General features: G+C 69.9%; 15 protein-coding genes. 9 read left to right on the top strand and 6 right to left on the bottom strand.

What is annotated here, in order from left to right:
• Window positions 1-55 precede the first annotated feature (55 nt).
• From QE397_RS12980 to QE397_RS12955, 6 genes are all read left to right on the top strand, one after another.
• Window positions 56-1,531 (top strand): MFS transporter, encoded by a 1,476-nt coding sequence (locus tag QE397_RS12980; protein ID WP_307095168.1) that lies wholly within the window; start codon window positions 56-58, stop codon window positions 1,529-1,531.
• Complete coding sequence (locus QE397_RS12975) at window positions 1,528-2,181, top strand: TetR/AcrR family transcriptional regulator (protein ID WP_307095166.1); 654 nt, start codon at window positions 1,528-1,530, stop codon at window positions 2,179-2,181. The genes QE397_RS12980 and QE397_RS12975 overlap by 4 nt, the downstream gene beginning before the upstream one ends.
• A gap of 68 nt (window positions 2,182-2,249) precedes the next feature.
• On the top strand, window positions 2,250-2,882 hold the full coding sequence (locus QE397_RS12970; RefSeq protein WP_056447278.1) for a TetR/AcrR family transcriptional regulator: 633 nt from the start codon (window positions 2,250-2,252) through the stop codon (window positions 2,880-2,882).
• Window positions 2,883-2,991: 109 nt separating this feature from the next.
• Complete coding sequence (locus QE397_RS12965; protein ID WP_307095164.1) at window positions 2,992-3,900, top strand: diiron oxygenase; 909 nt, start codon at window positions 2,992-2,994, stop codon at window positions 3,898-3,900.
• A 7-nt stretch (window positions 3,901-3,907) separates the two neighbouring features.
• Window positions 3,908-5,392 (top strand): 4Fe-4S binding protein, encoded by a 1,485-nt coding sequence (locus QE397_RS12960; RefSeq protein WP_307095162.1) that lies wholly within the window; start codon window positions 3,908-3,910, stop codon window positions 5,390-5,392.
• A gap of 557 nt (window positions 5,393-5,949) precedes the next feature.
• Window positions 5,950-6,579 (top strand): hypothetical protein, encoded by a 630-nt coding sequence (locus tag QE397_RS12955; protein ID WP_307095160.1) that lies wholly within the window; start codon window positions 5,950-5,952, stop codon window positions 6,577-6,579.
• Here the strand turns inward: QE397_RS12955 and QE397_RS12950 are convergent.
• The 5 genes from QE397_RS12950 to QE397_RS12930 are packed head-to-tail and all read right to left on the bottom strand — an operon-like array spanning window position 6,527 to window position 12,702.
• Complete coding sequence (locus QE397_RS12950; protein ID WP_307095158.1) at window positions 6,527-7,819, bottom strand: MFS transporter; 1,293 nt, start codon at window positions 7,817-7,819, stop codon at window positions 6,527-6,529. The two genes, QE397_RS12955 and QE397_RS12950, sit on opposite strands and share 53 nt — an antisense overlap.
• Window positions 7,820-7,839: 20 nt before the next feature.
• The gene (locus QE397_RS12945; RefSeq protein ID WP_307095156.1) at window positions 7,840-9,618 is read right to left on the bottom strand and encodes an ABC transporter permease subunit; all 1,779 of its coding nucleotides are present in this window, start codon (window positions 9,616-9,618) and stop codon (window positions 7,840-7,842) included.
• A complete protein-coding gene (locus QE397_RS12940) occupies window positions 9,615-11,108 on the bottom strand; it encodes an ABC transporter substrate-binding protein (RefSeq protein WP_307095154.1) in 1,494 nt (497 codons plus the stop codon). The genes QE397_RS12945 and QE397_RS12940 overlap by 4 nt, the downstream gene beginning before the upstream one ends.
• A gap of 35 nt (window positions 11,109-11,143) precedes the next feature.
• A complete protein-coding gene (locus QE397_RS12935; protein ID WP_307095153.1) occupies window positions 11,144-11,920 on the bottom strand; it encodes an ABC transporter ATP-binding protein in 777 nt (258 codons plus the stop codon).
• Window positions 11,917-12,702 carry an ATP-binding cassette domain-containing protein gene (locus QE397_RS12930; RefSeq protein ID WP_307095150.1) on the bottom strand — a complete coding sequence of 262 codons (786 nt, stop codon included), beginning with the start codon at window positions 12,700-12,702 and terminating at the stop codon, window positions 11,917-11,919. The genes QE397_RS12935 and QE397_RS12930 overlap by 4 nt, the downstream gene beginning before the upstream one ends.
• A 210-nt stretch (window positions 12,703-12,912) precedes the next feature.
• Here QE397_RS12930 and QE397_RS12925 point away from each other — a divergent pair, with 210 nt between their 5' ends.
• The 3 genes from QE397_RS12925 (at window position 12,913) to QE397_RS12915 (ending at window position 16,614) form a co-directional block, all read left to right on the top strand.
• Window positions 12,913-13,194, top strand: coding sequence for a DUF1490 family protein (locus QE397_RS12925; protein ID WP_307095149.1), 282 nt, complete (start codon window positions 12,913-12,915; stop codon window positions 13,192-13,194).
• Window positions 13,195-13,295: 101 nt separating this feature from the next.
• The gene (locus QE397_RS12920) at window positions 13,296-15,410 is read left to right on the top strand and encodes a cation-translocating P-type ATPase (protein WP_307097542.1); all 2,115 of its coding nucleotides are present in this window, start codon (window positions 13,296-13,298) and stop codon (window positions 15,408-15,410) included.
• Between the two features lie 10 nt (window positions 15,411-15,420).
• Complete coding sequence (locus QE397_RS12915) at window positions 15,421-16,614, top strand: acyl-CoA dehydrogenase family protein (protein WP_027503983.1); 1,194 nt, start codon at window positions 15,421-15,423, stop codon at window positions 16,612-16,614.
• A gap of 4 nt (window positions 16,615-16,618) precedes the next feature.
• Here the strand turns inward: QE397_RS12915 and QE397_RS12910 are convergent, their stop codons facing one another.
• Window positions 16,619-17,038, bottom strand: a complete 420-nt coding sequence (locus QE397_RS12910; protein ID WP_222638235.1) for a ChaB family protein — start codon at window positions 17,036-17,038, stop codon at window positions 16,619-16,621.
• Window position 17,039 lies beyond the last annotated feature (1 nt).

Below are 17,039 nucleotides of genomic sequence, written 5' to 3'. Positions count from 1 at the left end.
ATCGGTGCCTAATTTAAAACAGCTGTTTCAAACTAGCTGAGAAGAGACTCGACCCATGTCCTCACCCATCGCTGCCACGGCCGAGACGGAGGAGACCGGAACCGGACGCATCGTCGCGGTACTGGCCTTCGCCGGCATCACGGTCGCCCTGATGCAGACACTGATCATCCCGCTGGTTCCCCAGCTCCCCGCTCTGGTGAACGCCTCGGCCGCGAACACCGCGTGGGCCATCACGGCCACCCTGCTGGCGGGTGCGGTCGCCGTTCCCGTGACCGGCCGACTCGGCGACATGGTGGGCAAGCGGCGCATGCTGCTGGTCAGCCTGGCGCTGCTCGTCGCCGGATCGGTGGTCGGTGCCCTTGCGAACAGCCTCGTGCCCCTCGTCGTGGGGCGGGCACTGCAGGGTCTCGCCGCCGGTGTGATTCCCCTCGGCATCAGCGTGATGCGGGACGTGTTGCCTCGCAACAAGCTTCCCGGTTCGATCGCGCTGATGAGTGCGTCGCTCGGAGTGGGCGGCGCCCTGGGTCTTCCGGCCGCGGCGATCATCGCCGAGTACGCGGACTGGCACTTCCTGTTCTGGACGGCGGCTGCGCTCGGCGCACTGGTGGCGGTCGCCGTGGTCGTCGTCGTTCCCGAGTCGACGGTGCGCACCGGCGGCACGTTCGACATCGGTGGAGCGCTCACGCTGTCGGTCGCCCTGGTGACCCTGCTGCTCGGGATCTCGAAGGGTTCCGACTGGGGGTGGAGCAGCGCGTCGATCCTCGGCCTGCTGCTGGTGTCCGTCCTCGCGTTCGCGGCGTGGATCGTGTGGGAACTGCGCACTCCCCAGCCACTGGTGGACCTGCGGGTCTCGCTGCGGCGGCAGGTGCTGTTCACCAACGCCGCGTCGATCATGCTCGGTTTCGCGATGTTCGCACTCAGTCTCGTTCTGCCGCAGATCCTTCAGTTGCCCGCCGCGACCGGTGTCGGCCTGGGACAGTCGATCCTCGTCGCGGGCCTGGTGATGGCGCCGTCCGGACTGATCATGATGGCCGTCGCGCCGGTGTCCTCGCGCATCACCACCACGCGCGGACCGAAGATCACGCTCATGGCCGGCGCGGCGACGGTTGCCGTCGGCTACCTGCTGGGCATCGTGATGATGGGCGCGGTGTGGCAGCTGATCGTGGTCTCGCTCGTCATCGGTGCGGGCATCGGACTGGCGTACGGAGCGATGCCCGCCCTGATCATGTCGGCGGTGCCCGCCTCCGAGACAGCGGCGGCCAACAGCTTCAACACGCTGATGCGGTCCCTCGGAACGTCGTTCGCCAGTGCGGTCGCGGGGGTCGTTCTCGCGTCGATGACCGTGTCGTTCGGATCCACCGCGGTGCCGTCCGAGGCCGCCTTCCGGATCACCATGGCCATCGCCGCCGGCGCGGCGATCCTCTCGGTCGTACTCGCCTCCTTCCTTCCGCGTCACCAGGACGGCGAGGGCGAGGCGTCGGAGGTCGTCGGAGGTGCCGTCACCGACCGGGCCACCGAGCCGGTGGAATGAGCCAGGCCCGGTCGACGCGAGCCCCGTCCGCGCGCTCCGAGGCGACGCGCGAGGCGATTCTGGGTGCCGCCGAGCGGCTGTACGCGGAGAACGGTGTCGTGTCGGTGTCGAACCGTCAGGTCGGCGACGCGGCGGGGCAGAGTAACAGCGCCGTGGTCGGTTACCACTTCGGCAGCAAGGAGGATCTCGTCCGCGCGATCGTCGTCCGCCGGACGGGCGACGTCGAACGGATCCGCTCCGGCCACGTCGCGGCGATCGGAGAGGGTGCCGACCTGCGAGCCTGGGTGTCGGCACTGGTCCTGCCGTCGACGCAGTACTTCTCCGAGTTCGGCGCCCCCACCTGGTACGCGCGGTTCGCCTCCCAGGTCATGACGGATCCGGTGCTGCGGCCGATCCTGGTGGACGAGGCACTGTCCTCGGCGACGCTGCGAGAGACGGTGGCCGGCGTCACCTCGTGTCTGCCCCCGATTCCTGCCGACGTCCGCTCGGCCAGAGGGGCCATGGCACGCACTCTGCTGACGCACGTGATGGCCGAACGAGAGGCGGAGTTCGCCGCGTCGGGCGCCGATCCGACGTCGTACTGGACCGCGTGCGGCATCGACCTCGTCGACGCCATAGTGGGGATCTGGTCCGCTCCTGTCTCCCGCTGACGTCGCGACGCGTCGTCAGCGGGCTCGCCGCGCCGACGACCGGGCACCCGTCGACCTAGACTTTCCGGATGCAGACTGCCGGGAACAGGCTCGAGCGACGGAAGGCGCGCACGCGCCAGGCTCTCGTGGACGCCGCGCGCGAGATGATCGCCGACGGGCGTTCCTCCACCGCGAGCATCGCCGACATCACGGCCGCCGCCGACGTCGGGTTCGGGAGCTTCTACAACCACTTCGAGGACAAGCCCGCACTCTTCGCCGCCGCCGTGGAGCAGGTTCTCGAGCAGATGGGGGAGACGCTCGACGGAGTCTCGCCGCGCTCGGACGATCCGGTGCAGATCTTCTGCGACGCCGTCAGGCGGACCGGTCGTGCCGCCGTATCGCATCGTCAGGCCGCGGAGATCGTCGACCGGTCGGGGTTCGCGTTGCTCGACGCGCCCGGTGGTCTCGGGCCGCGGGCCCGCCGGGATCTCGCGGCGGCGGTGGACGCCGGACGACTCGAGATCGAGGACCTGTCTCTCGCGACGGCGATGACGGCGGGTGTGCTGTTCGCCCTGGTGCACCGGTGGCTCGAGGACCCGGGCTCCGTCGACGATCGCCGGATCGACGACGCAGCGGAGCGGCTGCTGGTGATGCTCGGAACGGACCCCGACACCGCTCGGGCAGTGGCGCACACGGACCTGGAGATGCCACAGATCTCCTGACGATTCGGGACCGTCCCGACCCGGCGACGTCTTCCAGTGACGGCGAGTACCTGATAACCTCTGTCACAGTTAGTCACGGAGATGTACCCGCCCACGGAAGGACGACGCCATGACCAGCACACTCGACCCGGAACTCACCGTCTCGGACGCCGAGGACGTGTCTGCTCGGCTGCTCGATTCCGTCGCAGCGCTCTCGTACGACCCCATGCAGGAGGTCGACTGGGAGGCTCCCCTCGACCCGGAGCAGTTCGGCCTCAATCCTGAGTGGAGCACCCTCTACGGCACTGATCTGTGGAAGGAGATGACGGCCGAACAGCGCGTCACCCTCACCCGCCACGAGGTCTGCTCGATCATGAGCACCGGCATCTGGTTCGAGATGATCCTGCAGCAGATGGTCCTGCGTGATCAGTACTGCAGCGACTCGTCGTCCTCGGACTTCCAGTTCGCGCTCACCGAGATCGCCGACGAGTGCCGCCACTCCCTGATGTTCGCCAAGGCGTGCCGCACCATGGGCATCAAGGCGTATGTCCCGCGCCGGCTCAGCATCGAGCTCGGTCGTGGCTTCAAGACCCTCGCCGTGTCGGAGGCCGCCTACGGCGGCATCCTCGTCGCCGAGGAAGTGCTCGACGTCATGCAGCGCGACTGGATGCGCGGCGAGAACGTGCTCCCGTTGGTGCGCACCACCAGCAAGATCCACGTCGTCGAGGAGTCGCGGCACATGACGTTCGCGCGTCAGCAGATGCGCGAGAACATGGCGGGAATCTCCGCCGCCCGCCGTAAGTCCGCGGCCCTGCTCATCGCCATCGCCGCCCGAGTCATCGTGTCCAACATGGTGAACAAGGACGTCTACGCCGCGGCCGGTCTCGACCGGGACCGCGCCGTGCGCGAGGCGAAGAACAACACGCACCACCACGTCATGATGCGCACGAGCAGCCAGCACCTGATGGCGTTCCTCAGCGACTGTGGACTGCTGACCAAGCCCGCTGCGGCCGTCTACCGCACCATCCACATGGTCTGACGCTCCCATGGCCTTCGCGATCACCCAGAACTGTTGCAACGACGCATCGTGTCTGTCGGTCTGTCCGGTCAACTGCATCCACCCGACGCCGGACGAGCCGGACTTCGGCAAGACCGACCTGCTGTACATCGATCCGCGGTCCTGCATCGACTGCGGCGCCTGCGCGGACGCGTGCCCGGTGGACGCGATCACGCGGGTGTCGCGGCTGTCGCCGTCGCAGGCGATCTACGCGGAACTGAACGCCGACTACTACCGGGACCGGCCGGTCGATCATGCATGGGGCGCACCGACGTTCCCGCCGGCGGACATCGGCTCCGTGTCGCTGAAACGGGTCGCCGTGGTGGGAACCGGGCCGGCCGCCTGCTACACCGCGACGGCGCTCCTGCGGCAGACCGATGCCGCGGTGACCTTCTTCGACAAGCTGCCCGTGCCGGGTGGTCTCGCGAGATACGGTGTGGCACCCGATCATACGAGTACCCGGCGCATCGGTGAACACTTCCGGTCGCTGTTCGTGCACTCGCGCGTGACGATGCGCCTCGGCGTCGAGGTCGGGGTCGACGTCACGGTGGAGGAACTCTCGCGGAACTTCGACGCGGTGGTCTACGCGGTGGGTGCCGATCAGGACAGGCAGCTTCCCCTCGAGTCCGAGGTCGTCCCGATGAGTGCCCGCACCCTCGTCGGCTGGTACACCGGTCACCCCGACGTCCCCGCCGACGCCGTGGATCTGCGCGGCGTGACGCGCGTCGTCGTGATCGGCAACGGGAACGTGGCGCTCGACGCGGCGCGAATTCTGACAGCTCCCGTCGAGGACCTCGTGGGCACGGAGATCTCGGCCCACGCGCTCGCGGCGCTACGGGACAGTGCGGTGCGGGAGGTCACCGTGCTCGGTCGACGCGGTCCCGAGGTCGCCGCCTTCACCCGGTCCGAGTGCCAGGCGCTCGTCGATCGCACATCGGTGCCCGTTCTGGTCGCGGGCGACGACGATCTCTCCTCGGTCCTGGCGGCGCTGCCGCTGTCCGCGTCCGCTGCACCGCTCGTCACCGCACCGCGCGCCGACGAGGCCGAGACGGGTGACGGCGCGCCGCGCATCGTCTTCTCGTTCGGGCGCGCACCGGTGGCGGTACGCCCGGGAGCGCTCGACGTCCGCGGATCCGGCACGTCCGACGCGGGGATCGCGAGCTCGATTCCCGCCGATCTGGTGCTGCAGGCGACCGGGTATCGCGGGTCCGCCCTGCCCGGACTTCCCTTCGACGCGGACCGCGGAACCGTGCGCAACGTCGAGGGTCGCGTCGTGGACTCCGAGGACCGCCCGGTGGCCGGGGCCTACGTCGTGGGATGGGCCAAGCGTGGCGCCACGGGGGGTATCGGCGACAACAAGCTCGATGCCGAGCGCACCGTCGAGCTGATGCTCGCGGACTCCCTCTCCGCAGCCACGTCGTCGGGTCGCGCGACGGCCGGCCGACGACCATTGTTCGGCCGTACCGGCCGATAGGCGAGCCGCGGCGAGCGACCGTTCCCGGCCTCCACCGTCAGCCCCGGACAGCACCTCCAGGAGGTGTGGTCCGGGGCTGACTGCGTTCCCGGGTGTCGGTGTGACGCTGTGAGAGCGCCCGAGTCGCCGTCGTGGGGCGCGAATTCGCCACGAATCGCCGATCAGCTCTTCGTGGCTTTTCACGAAATTCAGTCTGCTTCGTCGGTGCAGTTCTACGAAGAGTCACCAAAGCGACCCGGAATACGAACGGGTAACTCGGATATAGGTTGTCGTAACGGGTCAATGACCTGCGGTTCGTTCTCGGGCCTCGAAAAGGGCAGTTCCGTCGCACGTCACCGATTTCGGGGCGGAATCCACTTTTTGCTCGGGAAGCGGGACAATAAGTGTGTGGATTCGTCGTCCGGCGAGTCCGTGGTCTGTTGGTCGGGGCGCCGGACGGCGATCCGACAACTCTGTCCGAGAGGTGTCCGATGTCGACGACTCTGCTCGCCCCCACCCGCCTGATCACACAAGGGAGCACGCGCCTTGCAGATCGTGATAGTGGGACCGTTCTGGTGATGAGTTCCCCGTCCGCCGATCGTGGGCTCTGGGACGAGTACCTCGCCTGCGCCACGCGGTCCTACGAGCGCCACGGAGTGGGCGTCGCGCTCGACGTCGAGCGCGTCGCCGACGGTGCGGACACCGCTGTGTTCTACGCGGCCGTGGACCGTGCGGGGCAGGTCGTCGCCGGCGTCCGCGGCCAGGGCCCCTACCTCAGCGCGGACCAGTCGCACGCTCTGGTGGAGTGGGAGGGCAATGCCGCCCGACCCGACGTCGCGGAACTCATCCACGATCGACTGCCCGCCGGCGTGGTGGAGATGAAGACCGCGTTCGTCTCCGCGGACGCCCAGCATCCCGGTGCGCTCTCCGCACTGTTGTCCCGCACGGCGCTGCCCACCATGGTGTTCACGGGCGCCCGGTACGTCATGGCCACGGCGGCCGATCACGTGCTGCGACGGTGGGAGTCCGGCGGCGGCCGTGTGGCCGAGAACATCGCCCCCGCCGCGTACCCCGACGAGCGCTACCGGACCCGCATGATGTGGTGGGACCGGTTCTCGATCATGGACGACGTGACCGAGGACGTGTGGGCACGCATCACTCGCGAGACGGAGGTGCTGACGGGTCGTGATCTGATTCTGGCGGCGTGATCGCCGGGGTCACCGGTACCAGTCGGCGAGCCACCGAGCGCAACGCCACTGCCGCCACGAGCGGCAGGACCGCCGCGGCCGCCCACGGAACCGCTTCGCCCACAGGCGTGTCCGGCATCACGTCGATGATCGCGCCGAGTGCGACCGATCCCACGAGCACCCCGATCCCGCCCAGCGAGGCCAGCAGGCCGTAGTACGAGCCCGTGCTGCGCTCCCGCGCCATCCGAGGGACGAGGTCGCGCGCGAACGGCATGGCGATCATCTGACCGACCGTCAGCAGCACGACGAACGCGGCGGGTCCCACGAGCCCCGCGGCACCCTCGGCACCGAGCATGGCGGCCACGGCCGCCGCTCCGAACGCGATCCCCATGACGGCGAAACCCAGCGGGAGCACGCGTACCAGCGAGAACCGGCGCAGTGCTCGGGTCACGCTCATCTGGCCGACGACGACGAGTGCCGATGCCGCGGCGAAGAACCATCCCAGGGGAGCCTGCGATCCCCACACCTGCTCGACCCGCAACGGCAGCAGGAGATAGAGCTGGTTGTATGCGACGAGCTGCGCGCTCATCGCTGCGGCGAAGACGAGGAAGAGGCGGTTGCGGGCGATCTCACGCCAGTCGTCGAGCCAGGAGTCCGTGGTCGAGTCGGCACGTCGAGCGGGCAGCAGCGCCACGTGCGCGAGCGTGATGACGACGAACACCCCGGCAGCGACGAGGCAGGTGAGGCGAAAGTCCACCGCGAGCAGCGCGGAGCCCAGCAACGGACCGGTGAACGCGCCGATCTGGCCGAACACGGTGAACAACGCGATCGCGTCGAGGCGGGACTGGCCACCCGCACGTTCACCCTCGCCCGCTTCCAGCGCCACTGCGCTCTCGACCGCCGGCGAGAACAGTGCCGCGGCCACACCGGTGAGGGCCGTGGCCGCCAGGACGGCCGGAAGGCTCTGGGCGAACGCCAGTCCCACGAATCCGAGCACGCGCAGGACGCACCCCGTCAGCACCACAGGTTTGATGCCGAGGCGGTCCGCCAGCGTTCCGCCGACGACGAAGAGTCCCTGCTGCGAGAACGTGCGGACTCCGAGCACGACACCGACCACCGCTGCGCCGAGACCGAGATCGGACGTCAGGTGCACGGACAGGTACGGCAACACCATGAAGAAGCCGATGTTGAACGCCATCTGCGTCAGGACGAGGAGTCTCACGGTGGGGGTGGCCGCGTGGAGGTCGTGCCAGGGAAGCACCCGACCGCGGCGAGATGCCCTCAGCACGCGGAGAGCGCGGTGGGACGGTCGGCCTGTGCGGCAGGATCGCCGGTGGGCCGACGCCCACGGCGGGATCGCACGGCGCTCGACAGCGAGACCGCCGTGACCGACAGTAGAACGAGGCTCACCAGGGGCGCGAGAGCCACCCAGGGCGCCCGTTCCACCGTGGACACCCCGTCGGCCAGCACGAGACCCCAGTCGGGACTGGGTGGTTGCGGTCCGAGCCCCAGGAAGCCCAGGGCGGCGAGCGCCAGGGCGATGCCCGGCAGCCGTAGCACTCCGTGACGCAGAACGGCGGGGCCGACCGCCGGCAGCACCGATCCGAACAGCACGCGGAGTCGACCTGCGCCGAGGGTGGGGAGGACGGCGACGTACGGCCTGGCCGCAACCTCGGCCGACAGCGCTGCGGTGTGCGCGGCCAGGGGCGCCCACGAGACCGACAGGACGGCCACGGCCGCTGCTGCGGCACCGGGGCCCACGACGGAGGCGACGATCACGCCGGCGATGACCGGAGGCGCAGCGTTGGTCACCTCGATCGGACCGGTGAACACCCGCGCCGCCGAACCGAGAACCAGACCCACGAGCACACATCCCAGTGCGACCGTCGCGGACACGGTGACGGTGTGTGCCGCACCGTGAGCGACGCGGGCGAGCACGTCGCGTCCCGATGCGTCGGTGCCGAAAGGATGTGCGAGGGACGGCGGCAGGAATTTTCCTCGCGTGGTGGCGAACGGGTCGCGGGGCAGGCCGACGAGCACCATGATGCCCAGCGCGCTCGCGGCGACGGCGGGCACGACGAACGGGAGCCGACCCGCGGCGACTCGTGCGGTGGGTACCGGGACAGCGCGATCGTGCACCGACCGGCCGAGCAGTGCCCGGCGGGCGGCCTGCGCGGCCACACCGATGAGGACGCTGACCCCCATGAGCAGCAGGATGTCGGCCTGCAGTGCCGGAAGGTCCTGCGACTGAGCATTTCCGAGCATCGATCGTCCGATCCCCGGGATGGCGAAGACGCGTTCGACCGCGACGGCCCCACCGAGGAGCCCCACCATCACGAGGGCCATCTGGGAGGTGAGCGACGAGGCCGCGCGGCGCAGCACCGCACTGGCGAGCGTGCCGCGATCCACGTCGGCGACCGTCCACGTGGTCACCCACGCCTCGGTGAACGACACCGACACGGCATCGGCGAGCAGACGACCCAGCAGCCCGCCGGCCGGGAGGCCGAGTGCGAGAGCCGGGAGGATCGCCGAGGTCGGACCGGTCCAGCCGTACGACGGAAGCGACAGCCACACACTGCCGACGATCACTGCGACGGATGCCAGCAGGAACTCCGGCACCGAGGTGAGAACCGAGGCGCCGACACCCGACGAGCGGGACGGCCGCCCCCGCAGCCCGGCGCGCAGTGCCGGAGCCACGATCACCGTCGCCACCGCACAGGCCACCGCGAGGGCGAAGCCCATCAGGGTCGTCGAGACGGCGAGCGCGTCGAGGGCGCCGGGTAGAACGGGCCTGCCGGTGTTCCACGACGTACCGAGATCGCCCCGCAGGACTCCGCCGAACCACTGGCGCAGCAGCGTGATCGGACCCGCATCGAGTCCCAGATCGGCGCGGATCGCGGCGAGCGCGGCGGGTGTCGGCTCCTGGTCGGCGGAGCGCGCACGCAGGATCGACAACGCCGGGTCGCGGCCCGACAGCCACGGCAGCAGTGCGACCACCACGATCACGCCCGAGACGGACAGCAGGCGAGAGGCGGAGACGAGGACGCGGCCGGACGTCATCCGACCGTGGTGTCGGTGGTGACCAACATCCGTTCCCGCGGATCGCGCGCCGCACCCGACACCGACGCGGCCTCACCCTGCACGACGCGCTCGTGCAGCATCGGCACCACCGCATCGCGCTCGAGTATCAGCCGCTCCGCCTCGAGGACGGCGGCGCGGCGCGCTGCTCCCGGCTCGGTCGCCGAGGCGGTGGCCAGAGCGGAATCGACGGCAGGGTCGCAGAACTGCGCGATCGTGAAGGATCCGGCACAGGCGAAGTCGGAGTACATGTAGGCGACGGGGTCACCCGAGTCGAGCACGGTCGCCCGCGACAGGATGAACGCGTCGAACGCGCCGGCGAGAGCATCGGCCTCGATGAACTGGTACTCCCGGACCACCTGTTCCACCACGAAACCGCGGGCCTCGAGCTCCTGCTGCAGCAGCACCGCCACCTCGGGTAGTTCCGCGCGATCGGTGAAGGTGCCCAGGGTGATCCGTCGTCCCGCGGGATCGCCGGCCGGGGCGGTCGTGCGTGCGGGCCGATCCGCCGTCCACGGCAGGGCGGGTCCCAGAAGTCCGCGGGCGACGTCGGCTCGGCCCTCGTACACCTGGTCGACGAGTCGATCGGCATCGACGGCCTCCCGCGCCGCGGCACGCATCGACGGGTCGGCGAAGGCGCCCGTCCTGTTGTTCAGATACAGGGTGTTGGTGCGCGGCATGGGCACCTCGTGCACGAGTGCCGGATCGACCAGCGCCGCCTGCGACACCGGCACTGCCTCGACGATGTCGGCGGTGCCGTTTCGCAGCGCCGCGGCCCGCGCTGTGCCGTCGGGGACGAAACTCACGTCGATGCCCGAGGCCTTGGCCGGACCACCCCAGTAGTCGTCGTTGCGATCGAGTGTCGCCGTGGACGTGCCGTCCACCGCGGTGAGCACGAACGCGCCGGTGCCGTGTCCGACGGGATCGACGGGGCCACCGCCCGCGTACGCGTCCGGCGAGAGGATGGCCAGCTGCGGACTCGACAGTCGCTGGGGTATCAGCGGATCCACCGTCGCGGTGCGCACCGTCACGGTGTCCGTGCCGTCCGCCTCGACGGTCATGTCGACACCGTCGAGAATGCGGGGCTTCGGCGAGGCGGTGGTGGCCGCGGTGAGCGCGGTGACCACCGCGGCGGCGTCGAGCGGCGCACCGTCGTGGAACCGGACGTCGGGCCGCAGGTCGATGCTCCAGGTCGTGTCGTCGACGCGAGTCCAGGCGGTGGCGAGGGCAGGCTGTGCCTCGCCGAGATCGTCCAGTACGACGAGGGTCTCGGCCGTCGACCACCGGGACAACTTGAAGGCGTCGTCGCTCAGCGGGGTCAGCCCGGAGCGCGGCGGCTGCAGCATCGCCACACGCACTCGGCCGCTCCCGTCGTCGGCGGACGGTGATGCCGCGAAACAGCCGGACAGCGCGAGCACCGACACGGTGAGAACGGCGGAGAGGGGCAGCATTCGGCGGGGGGACCGCATCATGGGCAATCTTTCGAGGGAAGGTCGGACGGAACGAACTACAGGTGCGCGCGGACGGGAAGACGCGGTACCGCATCGACCAGGGCGCGGGTGTGGGTGTGCTGCGGGGACCCGAGAACCGTGGTGGTGCAGCCAGTCTCGACGATCACGCCGTCGGCCATGACCAGAAGACGGTCACTCGTGCGGGCGGCGACGGCGAGATCGTGCGTCACCAGCAGCGACGCGGTGCCGTCGCGGTCGCACACGGTCTCGAGGACATCCAGGACGAGATCTCGCAGGGGCAGGTCGAGTCCACTGACCGGTTCGTCGGCGACGAGGTAGCGGGGTCGGCACGCGAGGGCGCGAGCGATGGCCACCCGTTGTCTCTGGCCGCCCGAGAGCTCACCGGTGCGGGCGCCGACCATCGACGCGGCCACCTCCACCGAGTCCAGGGCCGCGAGGGCGCGAGCGCGGTGATCGCCCTCGCACCGCAGCCACCGCAGCGGTGCGGCGACCGAGTCGAGCACGGTGCGACGCGGGTCCAGTGAGGAACCGGGATCCTGCGGAACGTACTGCACCTCGCGGCGGAACCAGCGGGTCGAGCGGGCCGTTCCCGGCCGGATCGCGGCGCCGTCGAGTGTCACCTCGCCGGAGTCGGTCGTCTCCATCGCCAGCAGCATCCGGAGCAGGGTCGACTTGCCCGAGCCGGAGGCGCCGACGAGTGCGATTCGCTCCGAGGGCGCGAGGGAGACGGTGACGTCGTCGACCGCGAGCGTGTGTCCGTCGTACCGGCGCGTCAGTGCGCGGCCGTGCAGACCGGGAGATCCCGACGTCACGATGCGACCGGGGCGGAGTGCAGCGCCGCGTCGGCGGACCGTGCGCGCGAGACGAGCCTCGCCGTGACGGGATGGCGCGGTGCTGCGAGAATGTCTGTGACGGTGCCTGTCTCGATGATCGATCCCCGGTCGGCGACCACGACGCGGTCGCAGAGAGAGGCGGCGACGGCCAGGTCGTGCGTGACGAACAGCAGGGCGGGTCCTCGATCGCCGCCGGTCGCGGCGCCGAGAGTCGCGACGACGGTGCTCTGGCTGACCACGTCGAGTGCCGTGGTGGGCTCGTCGGCCACGATCACCGGGGCGTTCGAGGCCAGAGCCATCGCGATGCAGACACGCTGACGCTGCCCGCCGGAGAGCTGGGCCGGACGCGCTGCCGCGATGCGCTCGGGATCGGTGAAAGCCATGCCCCGCAACAGTTCCTCTCGGTCGGCACGTCGCCGACTCGCCTCGCCGCGATGGCGCAGTGCGAGATCGAGCTGCCGTCCGACTGTGAGGAAGGGGGCGAGTGCGGACGACGCGTCCTGGAAGACCATCGCCGCCCGGGCGTCACGGGGGCGGCGGGGGACGGGCGTGCCCGCCACGTCGTGACCGCCGATGCGCACGTGACCGTCGACGACCAGGTCGGGAGGGGTGACGCCGACGACGGCGGACGCGATCACGGATTTCCTGGAGCCGGACGCGCCGACCAGTGCGACACGGTGTCCCGCAACGACATCGAACGTGATGCCGGTCACGAGCGTGGTGGCGCCGACCCGGACGGTCAGGTCCTCGACCTCGAGCACGGTGGTGGCCCTCCGCCTTCTGTCGATACTGATAATCGTTGTCGTCGAGACAGTAGGGGTTCGTCACGATGGGGGCAAACCGGCCGACGTCGCCCGTCCGATCCGACAACGGTTGTCGGTAACGCTATGATCGCTGCACGTCGTCCTCGCAGGCGATCCACCGTCACCGATCCGCAGCTGCTCGCAGCGCGGTGCAGAGGGAGTCCCACCATGATGTTTCCCGTCATCGCCAAGGCGGCGTCCACCGTCGTGACCGGGGTCGTGGGCGTCGCGGCCTACAACGGTGTGAAGAAGATCGTCGAGCGTGCACCGCTGCGCGAGGCTGCCGTCCGGGTCACCGAGGTGAGCCTGCGGGGGGTGCGCAAGGCGGAGGTCAAGGCCGAGTCCGCCCGTCTCGCGGTCTCCGACGTGGTCGCCGAGGCGAAGGATCGCATGGGTGAGGAGGCGCGGCCCCCGGCGGCGTCCGACGTCGGTCACGGCCACGACCACTGAGCGCCGACGTGAGCACCGCGGTCGCCGCTCGCACGGACACCGGTCCCGCCGAGACGCCGACACCCGCAGCACTCGAGGTCCTGTCCCACGGCGCCGGCAGGATGCGCGTCCGACTCGACTGGATCGCCGGCAGTGACGTCCGCGCGGTCGCGGTCGAGGACTTTCTCGACGCCGTTCCCGGTGTCCGCGCCGTGCACGCGTTCCCTCGGACGGCGTCCGTCGTCGTCTGGTACTCCCGCTCCCGTACCGACCCCGCGTCGGTGCTGGCCGCGCTGACGGCCGTACCCGCGGCGACCGCGCTCACGCCGGGCCAGGCCGCGGTGCGCACACCACGGTCGGCAGACGTCGGTACCGGCGAGCTGCTGCGCATGACGGTGGGCGGAGCGGCCCTGGTCCTGCTGGGCCTGCGCCGGTACGCGCTGCGCCGACCTCCCGTGCTGGGCCCCACCAGTCGGCTCGTCGCCACCGGGGTCTCCGTCTTCACCGGCTATCCCTTCCTGAAGGGCGCCGTGCGGTCCCTCACGGGAGGCCGCGCGGCCGGAACGGACGCCCTGGTGTCCGCGGCGACGGTCGCGAGCCTCGTCCTGCGTGAGAACGTCGTCGCCCTCACCGTGCTGTGGCTGCTGAACATCGGCGAGTACCTCCAGGAGCTGACGCTGCGCCGCACCAGGCGTGCCATCTCGGATCTGCTCAGCGGCACCCACGACACCGCGTGGATCCGGACCGGTGACGGTGCCGAGGTCTCCGTGGACATCGACTCGCTCGAGGTCGGCGACGAGGTCGTGGTGCACGACCACGTCGGAGTCCCGGTCGACGGCACCGTGATCGAGGGCGACGCCGTCGTCGACCAGTCCGCCATCACCGGCGAGACGCTGCCGGTCACTGTGACCGTGGGGACCCGGCTGTCGGCCGGATCCGTCGTGTTGCGCGGCCGCGTCGTCGTCCGCGCGTCGGCCGTGGGTCGCGACACGGCGATCGGCCGCATCATCGCCCGGGTCGAAGAGGCGCAGGAGGATCGCGCGCCCATCCAGACGGTGGGCGACAACTTCTCCCGTCGCTTCGTGCCCGCGTCGTTCCTGCTCTCGGCCGCCACGCTGCTCGTCACCCGTGACGTCCGCCGGGCCATGACCATGCTGCTCGTCGCGTGCCCGTGCGCGGTCGGTCTGTCCACCCCCACCGCCATCAGCGCTGCCATCGGCAACGGTGCCCGGCGCGGAATCCTCATCAAGGGCGGGTCCCACCTCGAACAGGCAGGCCGTGTCGACGCCGTCGTCTTCGACAAGACGGGAACGCTGACGGTCGGGCGCCCGGTGGTGACCAACGTGATCGCGTTCCACGACGCGTGGGAGCCGGAGCAGGTGCTCGCCTATGCGGCCAGCTCCGAGATCCACTCTCGGCATCCGTTGGCGGAAGCCGTGATTCGCAGTACCGAGGAACGTCGCATCGAGATTCCACCGCACGAGGAGTGCGAGGTGCTCGTCGGGTTGGGCATGCGGACCGTCTCGGACGGCCGGACGCTGCTGCTGGGCAGTGCGCCGCTGCTGCGCAGAGAGAACGTCGAGGTCTCCGAGGAGGCGTCCGACTGGGTGTCCCGTCTGCAGCACCGCGCCGAGACACCGCTGCTCCTCGCGGTCGACGGCGTGTTGGTCGGGCTGGTCAGTCTGCGCGACGAGATCCGCCACAACGCCGCCGAGGTACTGCGCGCGTTGCGGGCCGACGGTGTGCACCGCATCGTGATGCTCACCGGGGACAACCCGGCCACGGCCGCCGCCGTCGCGGCCGAGCTCGGTATCGACGAGTGGCGCGCCGAGGTCATGCCCGAGGACAAGCTCGACGTCGTCCGCGCCCTGCAGGCCGAGGGCCACATCGTCGCGGTCGTCGGCGACGGCACCAACGACGCGCCGGCGCTCGCGGCCGCGGACATCGGCATCGCGATGGGTGCCGCCGGGACCGACGTCGCGGTGGCGACCGCGGACGTGGCACTCGCCGGGGACGATCTGGCGCGACTGCTCGACGTGCGCGCCCTGGGGCGGCGCTCGGTGGCCGTCATCCGCCAGAACTACGGCATGTCGATCGCGGTCAACGCGATCGGACTGGCCGTCAGTGCCGGCGGAGCACTGTCGCCGGTTCTCGCGGCGATCCTGCACAACGCGTCGTCCATCATCGTCGTCGGTAACAGCGCGAGACTCATCGAGTACAGGCCCGAATCCGGGTAGGTTCGACAGAATGACGACCACCGCACCGCGTACCACCGCAGCACCCGTCGGACCGCTCGACCTCTTCGCCGCCGACTCCCTGCTCGACGAGGACGAGCGTGACATCGCGGCCACGGTCCGCGCGTTCGTCGACAAGCGGCTCAAGCCCGAGGTGGGGGACTGGTTCGAGGCCGGCACCCTTCCGCGTGAGATCGCCCGCGAGTTCGGCGGCATGGGTCTGATGGGCATGCACCTCGAGGGGTACGGCTGCGCCGGGACCAATGCGGTGAGCTACGGCCTCGCGTGCATGGAACTCGAGGCGGGCGACAGCGGGTTCCGGAGCTTCGTCTCCGTGCAGGGTTCGTTGTCCATGTTCTCGATCCACCGCTACGGGTCGGAGGAGCAGAAGCAGGAATGGCTCCCGCGTCTCGCCACCGGGGAGGCCATCGGGTGTTTCGGGCTGACCGAGGCCGACTTCGGCTCCAACCCGTCGGGAATGCGCACCCGCGCCCGACGGGACGGCGACGACTGGATCCTCTCCGGCTCCAAGATGTGGATCACCAACGGCACCCTCGCCGACGTGGCAACGGTGTGGGCGCGGACCGACGAGGGCTTTCGTGGATTCGTCGTGCCTACGGACGCACCGGGTTTCGCCGCTCACGCCATCGGTAAGAAGTTGTCGCTCCGCGCGTCGGTGACGGCGGAACTCGTCTTCGACGACATCCGGTTGCCGTCGTCGGCAATGCTGCCGGGTGCCACCAGTCTCGGAGCTCCGCTCTCCTGCCTCAACGAGGCGCGGTTCGGCATCGTGTTCGGCGCTCTCGGCGCAGCGCGAGACAGTCTCGAGACCGCCATTGCGTACGCGAACTCCCGCGAGGTGTTCGACCGGCCGCTCGCGAGTTTCCAGCTTACGCAACAGAAGCTGGCCGACATGACGCTCGAGCTCGGCAAGGGGTTCCTTCTCGCCGTCCACCTCGGCAGGATCAAGGACCGCGGTGAGATCACGCCGGATCAGGTGAGTCTGGGCAAGCTCAACAACGTGCGCGAGGCCATCGCCATCGCTCGCGAGTGCCGCACGATCCTGGGCGGTAGCGGCATCACTCTGGAGTACTCGCCGTTGCGGCACGCCAACAACCTGGAGTCCGTGCTCACCTACGAGGGAACCAGCGAGATGCACATGCTGTCCATCGGTAAGGCGCTGACCGGCCAGCAGGCCTTCCGCTGACTCCTCACCGCTTCTTCGCGGTCTGCTTCCTGTTCTCCTTGTCGATGGCGTCGACCAACTCGTCCTTGGTCATCGTCGATCGGCCGTGCACGTCGAGGTCGCGAGCGACCTCCTCGAGGTGCTTCTTCGACGCGTTCGCGTCGACGCCGCCGGCGCTGCGGCCCTTCGGGTTCGGGCCGCCGCTCTCGGCGCGCTCGTCGGAGGGGCCTTTCTCGTCCTTCGGCTCCCAGTGGTCGCCCACCTTCTCGTAGCTGTGCTTCAGCGAGGAGTAGGCGACTCGGTGCGCCCGCTGCTCGTCGTCGTATTCCTCCTCCGCGGAGTCGAGTGTCTTCGCGAAGGTGCGCTGCGCCTTCTCGTCCGATTTCTGCAGGGTGGAGGGCAGCTCCGACTCGATGGGCTTGCCGTCGTCGTTCGTGGTGGGCACG

This window comes from Rhodococcus sp. SORGH_AS_0301 (assembly GCF_030818285.1).
Taxonomy (GTDB): Bacteria; Actinomycetota; Actinomycetes; order Mycobacteriales; family Mycobacteriaceae; genus Rhodococcoides.
This window is presented reverse-complemented; position numbering and strand designations above follow the sequence as displayed.

What these genes read in the sequence shown, in the direction of transcription:
- QE397_RS12945 (WP_307095156.1), bottom strand. Translation starts at nt 9,618, where the DNA reads ATGACGTCCGGCCGCGTCCTCGTCTCCGCCTCTCGCCTGCTGTCCGTC.
- QE397_RS12955 (WP_307095160.1), top strand. Translation starts at nt 5,950, where the DNA reads ATGAGTTCCCCGTCCGCCGATCGTGGGCTCTGGGACGAGTACCTCGCC.
- QE397_RS12965 (WP_307095164.1), top strand. Translation starts at nt 2,992, where the DNA reads ATGACCAGCACACTCGACCCGGAACTCACCGTCTCGGACGCCGAGGAC.
- QE397_RS12925 (WP_307095149.1), top strand. Translation starts at nt 12,913, where the DNA reads ATGATGTTTCCCGTCATCGCCAAGGCGGCGTCCACCGTCGTGACCGGG.
- QE397_RS12975 (WP_307095166.1), top strand. Translation starts at nt 1,528, where the DNA reads ATGAGCCAGGCCCGGTCGACGCGAGCCCCGTCCGCGCGCTCCGAGGCG.
- QE397_RS12960 (WP_307095162.1), top strand. Translation starts at nt 3,908, where the DNA reads ATGGCCTTCGCGATCACCCAGAACTGTTGCAACGACGCATCGTGTCTG.
- QE397_RS12970 (WP_056447278.1), top strand. Translation starts at nt 2,250, where the DNA reads ATGCAGACTGCCGGGAACAGGCTCGAGCGACGGAAGGCGCGCACGCGC.
- QE397_RS12920 (WP_307097542.1), top strand. Translation starts at nt 13,296, where the DNA reads ATGCGCGTCCGACTCGACTGGATCGCCGGCAGTGACGTCCGCGCGGTC.
- QE397_RS12915 (WP_027503983.1), top strand. Translation starts at nt 15,421, where the DNA reads ATGACGACCACCGCACCGCGTACCACCGCAGCACCCGTCGGACCGCTC.
- QE397_RS12940 (WP_307095154.1), bottom strand. Translation starts at nt 11,108, where the DNA reads ATGATGCGGTCCCCCCGCCGAATGCTGCCCCTCTCCGCCGTTCTCACC.
- QE397_RS12980 (WP_307095168.1), top strand. Translation starts at nt 56, where the DNA reads ATGTCCTCACCCATCGCTGCCACGGCCGAGACGGAGGAGACCGGAACC.